The organism is Selenomonas sp. AE3005 (assembly GCF_000686945.1).
Taxonomy (GTDB): Bacteria; Bacillota; Negativicutes; order Selenomonadales; family Selenomonadaceae; genus Selenomonas_A.
Genome location: NZ_JMME01000008.1, coordinates 136,355 through 148,980, shown reverse-complemented (window position 1 = coordinate 148,980; position 12,626 = coordinate 136,355). Strand labels below are relative to the sequence as shown.

The following is a 12,626-nucleotide window of genomic DNA, read 5'->3' as shown; positions in this document are numbered from 1 at the left end:
TGTCCAGCAGTAAAGCCAAATCTTGGTAGGAAATCTCTGTACTTAGATATAACTCTACTGCATGTTGCTTGAATTGAAAAGAATAAGTTTTCCTATGTCGCGACCGTTTAAGTCCTTGTAAACCATACTTGCGATACACTGCAACCCATTTCGCGATAATTGATTTACTGGAAATGTTATGTTTTTGGGCTAATAAGCCATATCCTGATTTTTTCTGCAGGTATTCATTGACAACCCTCATCTTAAATTCAAAACTATATTTTGCCATGAGAAAGCCCCCCATAAGTTAGCCTTTCTAGGTCTAACTTATGGGGGGCAGTACAGAACGCGCCTCCTGCGGTTGTTTTTTTATGTCGTTTTTCTGTTTTACCGGCCGCATTCGCCGGCCTCGCCGCGCAGAATATCGATACCATGCTTAAGCGGCGGCAGAATAAAGCCCAGACACTCTGTCACAGCTTTTTTACTGCCGGGCAGGTTCACTATCAGGCTGCGGCGGCAGATTCCGGCCTGCGCACGGCTGAGCATGGCCCGGTCCGTTATCTTCAGCGACAGTGCACGCATAGCCTCGGGAATGCCGGGGGCCAGCCGTTCACAGACAGCCAGCGTCGCCTCGGGGGTGATATCCCGTGGGGAAAAGCCCGTGCCGCCGGTGGTGGCTATCAGCGCCACGCCGCGTTCTGCCAGTTCGGTCATTTTGGCCGCCAGCTGCTCCTGTTCATCAGGCAGGATTACTTTTTCCACCACGTTATAGCCGTTTGCCGTGAGGATTTCTGCCACGGCAGCGCCGCTTTCGTCCACGCGCTCACCCGTGCTGCCCTTGTCACTGGCCGTGATAACGGCAGCCTCCAGCGGCAGCCGTTCCCCGGGCTGCAGAATACGCAGCTCATCACCGGTCCTGACCTCACCACCATGCAGCACCCGGCCAAACACGCCCTCACGGGGCATGATACAGTCGCCTGTCTGCGCCCTGATAGCACAGTCCTTATGGCACTCCTTGCCAATCTGGGTGATTTCAAAATAGACTTCGCCGGCCTGCAGTCTTGTGCCCACCGGCAGGTCTTTAAAACGAATCCCGGCCGCGACGATGTTTTCCCCAAAAGCGCCAAACTCCACCTGCACGCCCTGCCGGCGGAAGTCCTCAATTTCTGCCAGTCCCAGGAAACTTACCTGCCGGTGCCAGCGGCCGGCATGCGCGTCACCGGCAATGCCCCACTCCGTCTGAAAGGTCACGCGCTCCTGCGGTGTTTTCACCGTGCCTTTGGCCGCGCTCGTACATAAGGCGCATATTTTTCCCATCTGTCAGCCTCCCACCTGATACATGGCCCGCCAGTCATGTCCATGCAGCTCTCCAAATAAATGTTCTGCCGGCTTGCGGTAAACCGCCTGCGCCAACGCCTGCCCCAGTTCGTCCTCACTGACTCCCCGGCGCAGCAGTGCCTTTACGTCCAGACCGCTGCGCTGATTAAGGCATAGTTTTAAATAACCGTCAGCTGTCAGCCGCACGCGGTTGCAGTTATGGCAAAACTTGTGTTCCAATGCGTCAATAAAGCCGATTTCCCCCGCCCAGCCGGGGATTTTATAGTAGCTGGCCGGGCCCCAAACACCCGGTTCGACCGGCGTCACCGGGATAAGCGGGCCATAGGCCGCCTCCAGCTGACGGCGCACCGCCTGCAGGGGCACGCCGCGATAGCCGGCCTGCCAGCCGCAGCCGATAGGCATGAGTTCGATAAACCGCACCTTTACGGCCCAGTCTTTAGCCAAGGCCGCCAGTTCCGGCAGTTCCTGCTCATTGACGCCGGCCAGGGGCACGCAGTTTATTTTCACCTGCCGCAGGCCCAGCTCCCGTACCGTCTGCAATCCGGCCTTTACCCTGTCCAGCAGGGCGCGCCGGGTAATGCCTGTAAAAACCGGTGCCTGCAGGGTATCCAGACTGATGTTAAGTTCTGTCAGTCCGGCGCTTTGCAGGGCCCCGGCCATTTCCGCGAGCAGCACGCCATTGGTAGTCAAGGCTGTCTGCTCAATGCCCGGCACCCGGGCAATCATGGCCAAGAGGTCCGGCAGACCTTTGCGCACCAGCGGCTCGCCGCCCGTCAGCCGCACTTTTTTTATGCCCAGCCTGGCCAGCGGCCGCAATACCGTCAGTATTTCGTCAAAGGTCAGAATATCCTCATGACGCATTTTCAGCACCCCCGCCGCCGGCATGCAGTAACGGCAGCGCAGGTTGCAGCGGTCAGTCAGCGACAGACGCAGATATTCAATTTTTCGCCCGTATTGGTCAAACATTGCTCAGACTTTCCTGTACAAACATACAATTTCAACTTCCGTTTCCGGCTGTAAGGGCCCCGTTCCCGGGGGGATTTCGACAAAGGCGTTGCAGCCCACTGCCGAAAACAGGCTCCCCGACGAATGCTGCTCCGGCAGCCGCACCTTGCCCTGTTCGTGATAAGCCCGGATAAAGCGCCGCCCCTTGCTCTGCTTGGGAAAAGCGTCCGTCAGCACCGCTGTGGTATGGTGAGGCAGGATTTGCGTATTGCCGCTCAGGTAAGCGAGCAGCGGCACCGCCAGCAATTCAAAGGTCGCATAAGCGGCAAAGGGGTTGCCCGACAGGGCCAGCCCCAGTGTGCTGCCCATTTTGTAGCCTAAGGCCGGTGAACCCGGTTTCATTGCCAGCCGCCAAAAGAGCCGTTCGCCCACCTTATCAGCCACGGCCGGCATGATATCCCTTTTCCCCACGGACACGCCGCCCGTGGTCAGAATGATATCCACCTTATCCCGGCAGCCGGCGATAACCTCGGCCGCAGCCGTCACATCGTCCGGCAGGCTGCCCAGAATTTCCGGCACAAATCCCAGTTCCTGCAGCCGCGCAGCGAGCAGGTAAAGGTTGCTGTCATAAATCTGCCCCGGTGCCAAAGGCTGTCCGGGAGCTGTCAGCTCATCACCGGTACTGGCCAGCGCCACACGCACCGGCCGCCAGACCTTCACCCTGTCATAACCCTGACTGGCCAGCACACCGATATGCGCCGCCGTCAGTTTCGTGCCTTTCTTCGCCAGCAGCGTACCCTTCTGCACGTCCTCACCGGCAAAGCAATAATTGCTGTAAGGTGCGAGGTTGTAAGGCACGCGCAGTGTATTCCCCTGCACCGTGACGTCCTCCTGCCGCACCACGCAGTTGCAGCCCTTAGGGATAGCACTGCCGGTCATAATTCTTATCGCCGCCCCCTTGGGCACGGCCTCTGCGTAAAACGTCCCGGCGCAGGCCTCGCCGACAATGGTAAAAACTGCCGGCCTGTCCGCCGCAGCCCCGGCCGTGCTTTCCGCTCTAAAGGCATAGCCGTCCAAAGATGACCGGTCAAACGGCGGATTGTCGGCGGCCGCTGCATAATCTTCAGCCAGCACCAGTCCCAGAGCCTGCAGCAGCTCCACTTCCACCACCGCGCGTACCGGCTGGCTGGCACGCTTTAACACGTCAATGGCTTTTTCTAATGATAAATTCTGCATTGTCAGCCCTCCTTAATGGTGAAAACCACATACCGGATAATGACAAACCTCACAATTCATACACAAGCCCCCGATACCGAAATGGCGGATTTCCTGCCGTGTCAGCTTTTCGCCCGTAAGCACCCGGGGCAAAATCAGGTCAAAAATCGTCCGTCCGGCATACATGACACAGCCCGGCAGTCCCATTATCGGAATCTCCTTATCACCTCTGGACACATAGCCCAGCAAAAACATCGCCCCGGGCAGTGTCGGTGCCCCGTAGGTGATGATATCCGCCCCGGCAGCCTTTATCGCGGCCGGCGTCCTGTCGTCCGGGTCAACACTCATACCGCCCGTGCACAGCACCATATCCATGCCCAGCGCCAAAAGTTCCTCAATCTGCCGGCGCGTGTGCTCCACGTTGTCATCAGACAGTCGGTGCTCCGTTATGGACAGGCCAAACGCGCGCAGTTTCTCCGCCAGTACCGGCGTAAACGTGTCGGCAATGCGCCCCTGAAAAACTTCCGTCCCCGTCGTCACCACGCCGGTCTTGATATTCCGCAGGTACGGACGCAGGCGCAGCAAGGGCTCAGCCCCGGCAGCCTGTCTTACCTGCGCCATTTTATCTTTTTTGATAACAAGAGGAATCACGCGCATGCCGGCCAGCTTTTGCCCGGCCTTTACCGGCATATTCTGCGGCAGGGTGGCAATGGTGATATCATCAAGGGCATTGACCGCGTCAAAACGGGACGCGTCTACCTGAAAAACGCCGTCTACAGCAGCGGTCAGTTCTATCTTTCCCTCTTTGGGGGCTGAGGCTGTCATGTACTCATTCTGGCACAGCTGACGCAGAATCTCAGCCGCCTCGTCCTCGTGGAGAACCGTATCATCATTTTCCCAGACAAAGACATGGTCCTTGCCGAGGGACAGCAGCACCGGCACATCTTCTTCCCTGATGATATGCCCCTTCCGAAACCGCGGCCCCTTAACGGCGCCCCTTATTATCTGGGTTACGTCATGGCACAGCACCTGTCCCACCGCGTCCTGCGTGCGTATTTCCTTCATAAACCAACCCCCTGGTGTCACTAAGACTTTATCTGAAAGCACTCACGTTCTCTGTCTCTTACTATGTATAATACACCATTTTAATATTTTACGCTTGTGTTTTTATAACATCACTGTTCATATTACACCAAGTTATATTGTATACATGATTTTACCTGCTTGACATATAAAGTTTTTGCTCCTATAATGACCTCATAAGCAAACAGGACAACGTCGTCCCCCCACACTTGGTACCAGTGTGGGGGGATTTTGCGTTAGCGGACAAAGGCGTCCATGGGCAGAAGTATTCTGCGCCGTGGGCGCCTTTTGCCGTCCTCTTGCTCGTATAATTACTGACTATTAAGGGGAAGGAATGATTTTTATGATTGACACGGGCGATACCGCATGGGTACTCATTAGTGCCGCTTTGGTCTTTATAATGACTCCCGGCCTGGCTTTTTTCTACGGTGGCATGGTGCGGAGCAAAAACGTCCTCACCACCATTATGCAGAGTTTCTTTGTACTGGCTCTTATATCTGTCGAATTTATCCTCATCGGTTACACCATGGCCTTTGGCCCCGATGTGAACGGCTTTATCGGCAGCCTGGATAAAATTGGTCTGGCAGGCGTCGGCCTGCAGGTGCTCGAAGGCAGCACTATACCGGAACTGGCTTTTGTGGCCTTCCAGTGCATGTTTGCCGCACTGACGCCGGCCCTTATCACCGGTGCTTTTGCGGAACGCATGAAATTTGCCGCCTTCACGGTCTTTATTCTCTTATGGGCCGTCTTTATCTACAATCCCATGGCTCACTGGGTATGGGGCGGCGGTTTTCTCGCTGAACTCGGCGCCCTCGATTTTGCCGGTGGTCTGGTAATCCATATTCTCTCCGGCGTGTCCGGCCTGACTATCTGCCTGCTGCTCGGCAAACGTCACGGCTATCAGCATACCGCCATGCTGCCCCACAACCTGCCCATGACGGTCTTAGGCGCTACCCTCCTGTGGTTCGGCTGGTTTGGTTTTAACGCCGGCAGTGCCTTAGGCGCCAACGCCCTGGCCGCCAACGCCTTTATCACCAGTCAGGCCGCCGCTGCTGCCGCTGCTGTGTCCTGGGTACTCGTGGAATGGAAACACAATGGCAAGCCCACCATTCTAGGTGCTGTATCCGGCTGTGTGGCCGGCCTCGTCGCCATCACTCCGGCTGCCGGATTCGTCACGCCCCTGCCGGCCGTGCTCATCGGCCTGCTCGGCGGCGTCATCTGCTACTTTGCCGTAGCTGTTCTTAAAGAAAAACTTGGTTACGATGATTCCCTTGACGCATTCGGCGTACATGGTATCGGCGGCACCTGGGGCGCAATTGCCACGGGGCTCTGGGCCACCACCGAAGTTAATCCGGCCGGTGCCAACGGCCTGTTCTACGGTGACACGCACCTCTTTACCGCGCAGCTCATTTCCATCGTTGTGGCTTATGCCCTCGCCATTACCGGCTCCTTTGTCCTCTACCAGCTGGTCCATGCCTTTATGGAAACCAGGGCTGATGAGGCGGAAGAACTTACCGGCCTTGATATTGTCGAGCACGGCGAACGCGGCTATACCCGGGGCGTGCTGACGTCGAGCCCCTTGCTCGGCTCGTTTGAAACCTCCAGTGAAATGCTGGCCAACACCGTCATGCAGATGAACATGGCCGAGAAAGGATGAGTGCTATGCTGACAAAAATTGAAATCATCACCCGTTCCACGAAACTTGACGACCTGCTCCGTGCGCTGAACCGTATCGGCGTCATGGGCATTACCGTCAGTCAGGTGTTCGGCTGCGGCCTCTCCAAAGGCCATCAGGAAATCTACCGCGGCAAAAAATACGACGTAAAGCTCGTGCCGAAAATAAAAGTCGAAACCGTTGTTTCCGAAATTCCCGTGGACACGGTGCTCGATACCTGCGAGCGCGTCCTGCGTACCGGCAGGTTTGGTGACGGCAAAATTTTCGTCACGGAACTAAAAGACGCCGTCCGTATCCGCACCGGCCAGCACGGCGACGACGCTATCCGCGATATTCCCGGCGAGCACAAAGAAAGTGCCAGCGCCTGAGTGACGCTGACACCTTCTTAAGAATTACCATATTGCAACAGCAGGCTGCCCAAGTGGCGGGCTGCTGTTTTTATGCGCCGAACATAATGATGACGATAGCGTTTTACCCGCAGTTTCAGGCTGGCATGACGGCGTTTCCACCAGGTGCGGTGCCGTTTGGCCGCCGCGCTTTCGATACGGCGCTGCCGTTCCACCCGGCCGAGTTTATAAAGCCCGTCATAGGCCAGATTGCAATAACCGTCCACGAGCGCATTGCGCCAGTCATTGCCATGGCCCTTTACCTTCCGGAAGGTAATCCTCTGCCCACGCAGGAAGGGGGCGATGATTTTCCAATAATTGCGCCAGACGCGTTGATTTTCCGTAGCCTTAGGCGGCTCTGCCACCGTGGCCTGACTGCCCTTCTTGTCCTTGGGCAGCGGCGGCGGAATCCGCGGACGCGTGCCTACCGCCTCGGCGTCATGGCAGATAACAGCTTTTTTATAAGGACTTTTCGCCAGCCAGCGCACAGCCATCAGTACGGCATGAATTTCCGCCACGAGCACATTACCCACATGCACTACGCCGCAGGTACCATAAGCATGGTGTATTTCCTGCCGCCCGGCGAATACGGCAAAAGCCCAGGTGCTGCCGATACCATCACGCACACTGCCGTCCGTATAGATAAGCAGCGGCTCCTCCGTGGGCTCAGACGGCAATTCGGCCGCCAGCGCATTATTCGGCATGGCATGACAATAGGGGCACCAGCGGTCGTGATTTAAAATCTGGTTGAAGGTCAGGGCAAAGCGGTGCCCTACATGACAGCGAAAATCTATCTTCTGCCCGGCTTTACGGTACTTTTCTACGCGGCCGCCATGCGCCTGAGCAATGAGACGTGCATCTTTTTCCGTGTACGCCATAAAGCATCCCCCCAATACTTTATCTCTATGATATATATTTCTACAAGTAATGGTCGTATTCCTCTAAAGATTCAGACTTTATTAAGATTCTTCTAATAAATTAAAATCTGCCGCCCGGCCAAGGCGGGAAAAAATCTCTTTTTTCAAGGAATATCCCCCTAGGGAGCTTGTGCACGTTCCTTTATATCTCTTATAATAAACACATAAAACAATGCAGTTCATTTTAAAGGCTCGAAATTATTTAATTTGAACTGTATGTTTGCAGTTAATAACATCCCGTTTGTCTACTGCAATATAAAACGCCGTGCATGCGTATGATAAACATACCATGCACGGCGTTTTTATGCTTTTTTCAGAATCAGTCCTGAACTTTTTCTATATCATGTTTGGTCCACAACGGATGATGATGGGCTGCATGCTTGGCATTGAGCGTACCATCACCGAACATGCTGCGGAATTCCGGCCAGTTGTAAATCCCCAGGGGAATATGACCACAGCATACACACAGGAACAGGCCCAGCCCCACTACCAGATGAATGAGGTCTGCATAATAAGCAATCGCTTTGGGCACGAGCGGCAGGGCAAAATACAGCACAGCACCGGTCAGAATAATCAGCAGGGTGCCGAAGAATACCATAATACCCATCATTTTCTGCCCGGAATTGATTTTGCCCATGGGCGGTACTTCAATTTCCTGCAGGAAAATCATTTTCTGCGGATAGCCGCCGCCGACCTTCATCCAGTCAATATCCTGTTTCGACCAGTGGAACACCTCGCGCCAGAAGGCCACGACACGGCCCGGGCACAGCAGGAAAAACAGGGTGCAGGCTATCATGAGAATCCAGGCGCCGACGATATGCACCTGCATAGCCAGGTGCATGCCGGCCTCACCAAACGGCCGGAAGAAGAGAATGACACCTGTAAAACCAGCCGGCAAAAAGCCTAATACCAAACACCAGTGGAACAGGCGGACTGGCAGGCTGTGATGAAGAATCCGTTCATTACCCTTGAAGTTATTATCCATCATAATCACCCCTTCTTATAGGACACTACGGTCAACGTAATGCGTATGGAACAGTTCTTCGGCCTTATGGCTGAGCGGCTGGAAGTCCATCTTCTTATACATGTTGAGCAGGCTCTGATTATGATGGCTCTGCCGTTTGGCCTGCTTTTCATCGTCCTGATACAGGCCGGCTGTACGCATCTTGATATATTTCGTGCGGTCGACAATCAGGTCCGTCACCGCATAAGCGCCAGTCCACAGGACAGTCGCAATCACACCAGCAAAACCGAGGAATTCCCGGCGGCTGATTTTTACTTCTTTTTCTTTATAGGAATAATTCATGACGCACCTCCTATTACCACGGCAAGATTGCCTTGAATTTACCCGTCCAGGACGTTCCCATCGGGTTAATCGGCTGTCCGCCGCCATTTACGCAGCCGCCCGGACAGTTCATAACTTCAATGAAATGATACGGGCTGTTCCCGGCCTCGATTTCTTTCAGCAGCGGCTCGACATTCTTCGTACCGTGTACAACGGCCACTTTCAAGGTGATTTCCTGACCGTTATCCTTCAGTTTGATAGGCACATCAGCCGTCTTGACTTCTTTGAGTCCGCGCACCGGTTCATAGCGCAGTTCCCCAAGTTCCTCGCCCGACAGTACATAATATGCCGTACGCAGCGCAGCCTCCATAACACCGCCCGTTGCCCCAAAAATGGTGCCGGCGCCGGTGTACTCAGCCAGTGGGTTGTCTTTTTCTTCTGCCGGCGTGACATTGCGGATATCAATGCCCAGTTTCTTAAGCAGGCGTGCCAGGTCACGCGTCGTAAGTACGACGTCCGTATCCTGATACGTAGCCGTATGCCCCTTTTTCTTCCAGTAATCAGCAGCCGCCGTGAATTCCGGACGGGACGCCTCCAGTTTTTTCGCCGTGCAGGGATATACACCCACACAGAAAATCTGTTCCGGCTGTACCTTCCAAATTTCTTCGGCGCCGTAAATCTTGGCAACCGGGCCAGCCATGCCCATCGGGGATTTAGCCGAGGACAAATGCTGTCTTAAATTCGGATGATATAATTCCATATAACGTACCCAGGCCGGACAGCAGGAAGTAAACTGCGGCAAGGGGCCCAGCTCGCCTTCGGCCGGCTGGTGCAATACGAATTTCTGAATCTTATGGATAAGTTCTGTACCTTCTTCAAGTATCGTGTTGTCAGCGGCGAAGTTGACATCCATGATTTTAAAGCCAGCCGCTTTGAGTGCACCATACATCTGTTCCGTGATGAGTTTACCCGGCTCCATGCCAAATTCCTCACCCAGCGCCACGCGCACAGCCGGTGCGACTGTCGCTACCACGGTCGTGTCTTTGTCACGCAGTTTTTCGATAACCTGGTCGACCACGTCGACGGTGTCCTCAATTGCTCCGAACGGGCAGTTCACCAGACACTGGCCGCACTGCAGACAGCGTTCGTTGTTCACACGGTGGTTTGCACCGTAGGCTCCATCAATGGCATCAGCCGGGCAAAATGATTTGCAGGTATCGCATCCCTTACATTTTCCCTCGTTGATTTTGATGATACCACTGAGTTCATTCGCCTGATAAGATTTTGCCATAGTTTTTTCCTCCCTATCCTGCAAACAATTCTCATTTATTATCATTGTCTATTCTTCCTATAGTAATTATATATGGTTATGCTGTAAAGCACAAGCACCCCTAGGGGATAATAAAAAAAAACTGTCCTTGTCACAGGACAGTTTTTTATTACGTTTCGTTACGTTATGACCATTTTATATTCTTCGCCCCCGGCGGCATCTTTACCAGCGCATTGTAGGCAAGACTCTGCGCCGTGGCCGCAGCCGTTTCTTCCGGGGTTGAGTCAGGGTTTCTGCGGATTTCGTAAACAGCATGCGAGGCCTGCTTTATCTCATAAGAACCAGGCGTATGAAACTGCAGTTCCGTCTTGACGCCGGCCGGGCTTAACAGCTGCACGTTTATCCCCTGATAGAAGCGGCCGCCCCAGGCATTATTGAACTTCACTACCTGATAGCCGCCCGCCGTCAGTTTTTGCATGGCCTCCGGCACCCGGCGGCAGTAATCCTCGTCCTTTATAACCAGCGTATAGCGCAGAACATCGCCAATACCATCAGCAGCCTGCCCCAGATTGACATTATCCGTCACCGCATCATTTAAAATCTTATGCATCAGGCTATCCTCAGCCTTAATGCGATGGGTGAGGCCGGTCAGATATGCGCCGCGCTGCTCCAGAGCCCGCATATCACGGGTAACTTCCGGCTCTGCCGCCTGTGCCTCCGCGATAAGGCTCTGGGCCAGCACCGTCATCGTGACCACCATCACTGCCGTAATTTTCGCCAGTGAGGCGCGCATATACTGTAATTGAATTTTCTTGGTGATATTGCTGCTGATATTCTTACTAATCTTTTTCATCTGATTCATTTTCTTGTTTCCTCCAGTCTTGATAGAACTCAAGCCCTCGAACAAGACAAAGTATAACAAAGCATTATGAAAAGATGATGATTGACAATGAAAACTATCTGAAATTTGCCTTAAATGTTTATTAGAAAAACGTGCACACGTTCACTTTAGAAGTGGAAATCCCGTTTGTCAGAATGCTTGATGGCCTCGATATGCTCGGCGGCAATCTCGCGTACCTTGTCCTTGGGGATTTTCTTTAATTCTTCCGCAATGAGCTTGTAGCCCAGTTCCCGTGTAGCCTCGCTGGCGTAATCCGTGAGGTATTCTGCCAAGGTCATCAAAGCGTTGGGGTGGCAGCAGTTGACAATCTGGCCGCTCTTGCACAGGCTCATAAATCTGTCCCCGGTGCGCCCTTCCCGATAGCAGGCCGTGCAGAAGGAGGGAATATGCCCCGTTTCCATCAGCCATTTAATCACTTCATCAAGGGTGCGTTGGTCGGACACGTTGAACTGCTCCGTATCCGTCGGCCGCTCTTTTTCCGTATAACCGCCGACACTGGTACGGCTGGCACCGCTGACCTGGGAAATCCCCACCTGCAGCATCTTCGCCCGGACTTCTTCCGATTCCCGGGTGGAAATAATCATGCCCGTATACGGCACCGCCAGACGTATGCAGGCCGCAATCTTGGTGAAAACTTCATCGCTTATGGAGTTGTCAAACGCCTCCGGGTCGATATCATCGGCCTTTTTCACGCGCGGCACGGAAATCGTATGCGGGCCGACGCCATGCACCGCCTCCAAATGTTCGGCGTGCATTAACAGGCCGGCAAACTCGTACTTGTAGCCTTCCAGCCCAAAGAGTACGCCAAGTCCCACATCGTCAATACCGCCTTCCATAGCCCTGTCCATAGCCTCGGTATGATAAGCATAATCATGTTTCGGCCCCGTGGGGTGCAGCCGTTCATAACTTTCCTTATGATATGTTTCCTGGAAAAGAATGTACGTGCCAATGCCGGCCTCTTTGAGTTTGCGGTAGTTTTCCACCGTAGTGGCGGCAATATTCACATTCACGCGGCGGATAGCGCCGTTTTTATGCTTAATACTGTAGATAGTATTGATACATTCCAAAATGTATTCCAGCGGATTGTTGAAGGGGTCCTCCCCGGCCTCAATCGCCAGGCGCTTATGTCCCATATCCTGCAAAGCAATGACCTCAGCGCGGACTTCTTCCTGCGTGAGTTTTTTGCGCGGAATATGCTTGTTCTGGCCGTGGTAAGGACAGTAGACACAGCCATTTACACAGTAATTGGAAAGATAGAGCGGCGCAAACAGCACAATGCGGTTGCCGTAAAATGCCTGCTTGATTTCCTCGGCAATCTCATACATGCGGGCGATTTTGCCGGGGTCCTCACACGCCAGCAGCACCGACGCCTCCCGATGACTCAGCCCCTTACAGGTATAGCCGGTACCGGTTTTCACCGGCCGCGCCTTTTCCAGAATCTCATCAATCAGGGCAAAATTATCCTTATTAGCCTCCGCATAAGCCAGCGTCTCACGGATTTCTGCATCATTTATAAATTCCTCTGCCCGTAAAGAACGGGGATTGTACTCTATCATAATAGTCATCATCCTTTCTCCTTCGAAAAGCTCTCCAACTATTAGTATAGCACAATCCCCATAAAAGATGTTAAAT

13 protein-coding genes are annotated in these 12,626 nt (G+C 53.8%); 2 read left to right on the top strand and 11 right to left on the bottom strand.

The genetic code is table 11. The features are described 5' to 3' along the window. The 5 genes from DL94_RS0107595 to DL94_RS0107575 all read right to left on the bottom strand — a co-directional run. Window positions 1-268, bottom strand: a 268-nt coding sequence (locus DL94_RS0107595) for a helix-turn-helix domain-containing protein (protein WP_028129644.1), incomplete at its 3' end; no start/stop codon positions are given. Between the two features lie 98 nt (window positions 269-366). Further along, the gene (locus DL94_RS0107590) at window positions 367-1,296 is read right to left on the bottom strand and encodes an MOSC domain-containing protein (protein WP_028129643.1); all 930 of its coding nucleotides are present in this window, start codon (window positions 1,294-1,296) and stop codon (window positions 367-369) included. Window positions 1,297-1,299: 3 nt separating this feature from the next. Next, window positions 1,300-2,283, bottom strand: coding sequence for a GTP 3',8-cyclase MoaA (gene moaA, locus DL94_RS0107585; protein ID WP_028129642.1), 984 nt, complete (start codon window positions 2,281-2,283; stop codon window positions 1,300-1,302). A gap of 3 nt (window positions 2,284-2,286) precedes the next feature. Beyond that, window positions 2,287-3,498, bottom strand: a complete 1,212-nt coding sequence (gene glp / locus DL94_RS0107580) for a molybdopterin molybdotransferase MoeA (RefSeq protein ID WP_028129641.1) — start codon at window positions 3,496-3,498, stop codon at window positions 2,287-2,289. A gap of 12 nt (window positions 3,499-3,510) precedes the next feature. Continuing rightward, window positions 3,511-4,542 (bottom strand): molybdopterin-binding protein, encoded by a 1,032-nt coding sequence (locus DL94_RS0107575; RefSeq protein WP_028129640.1) that lies wholly within the window; start codon window positions 4,540-4,542, stop codon window positions 3,511-3,513. A gap of 361 nt (window positions 4,543-4,903) precedes the next feature. Here DL94_RS0107575 and DL94_RS0107570 point away from each other — a divergent pair, with 361 nt between their 5' ends. Both DL94_RS0107570 and DL94_RS0107565 read left to right on the top strand, forming a co-directional pair. After that, a complete protein-coding gene (locus DL94_RS0107570) occupies window positions 4,904-6,217 on the top strand; it encodes an ammonium transporter (protein WP_028129639.1) in 1,314 nt (437 codons plus the stop codon). Next, window positions 6,214-6,603 (top strand): P-II family nitrogen regulator, encoded by a 390-nt coding sequence (locus tag DL94_RS0107565; RefSeq protein ID WP_028129638.1) that lies wholly within the window; start codon window positions 6,214-6,216, stop codon window positions 6,601-6,603. The genes DL94_RS0107570 and DL94_RS0107565 overlap by 4 nt, the downstream gene beginning before the upstream one ends. 17 nt (window positions 6,604-6,620) lie before the next feature. On the opposite strand, the gene DL94_RS0107560 is transcribed toward DL94_RS0107565, so the two are convergent. The 6 genes from DL94_RS0107560 to hydG form a co-directional block, all read right to left on the bottom strand. After that, entirely contained in the window at window positions 6,621-7,499 is an 879-nt protein-coding gene (locus DL94_RS0107560) for a ribonuclease H family protein (RefSeq protein WP_028129637.1), read from the bottom strand. A 358-nt stretch (window positions 7,500-7,857) separates the two neighbouring features. After that, window positions 7,858-8,526, bottom strand: coding sequence for a cytochrome b/b6 domain-containing protein (locus DL94_RS0107555; RefSeq protein ID WP_231464607.1), 669 nt, complete (start codon window positions 8,524-8,526; stop codon window positions 7,858-7,860). A 12-nt stretch (window positions 8,527-8,538) separates the two neighbouring features. Then, window positions 8,539-8,844, bottom strand: a complete 306-nt coding sequence (locus DL94_RS0107550) for an iron hydrogenase small subunit (RefSeq protein ID WP_028129635.1) — start codon at window positions 8,842-8,844, stop codon at window positions 8,539-8,541. Between the two features lie 13 nt (window positions 8,845-8,857). Continuing rightward, entirely contained in the window at window positions 8,858-10,114 is a 1,257-nt protein-coding gene (locus tag DL94_RS0107545; RefSeq protein ID WP_028129634.1) for a [FeFe] hydrogenase, group A, read from the bottom strand. Between the two features lie 163 nt (window positions 10,115-10,277). After that, entirely contained in the window at window positions 10,278-10,955 is a 678-nt protein-coding gene (locus DL94_RS0107540; protein WP_028129633.1) for a hypothetical protein, read from the bottom strand. A 146-nt stretch (window positions 10,956-11,101) separates the two neighbouring features. Beyond that, window positions 11,102-12,550, bottom strand: coding sequence for a [FeFe] hydrogenase H-cluster radical SAM maturase HydG (hydG, locus tag DL94_RS0107535; protein WP_028129632.1), 1,449 nt, complete (start codon window positions 12,548-12,550; stop codon window positions 11,102-11,104). Between the last annotated feature and the right edge of the window lie 76 nt (window positions 12,551-12,626).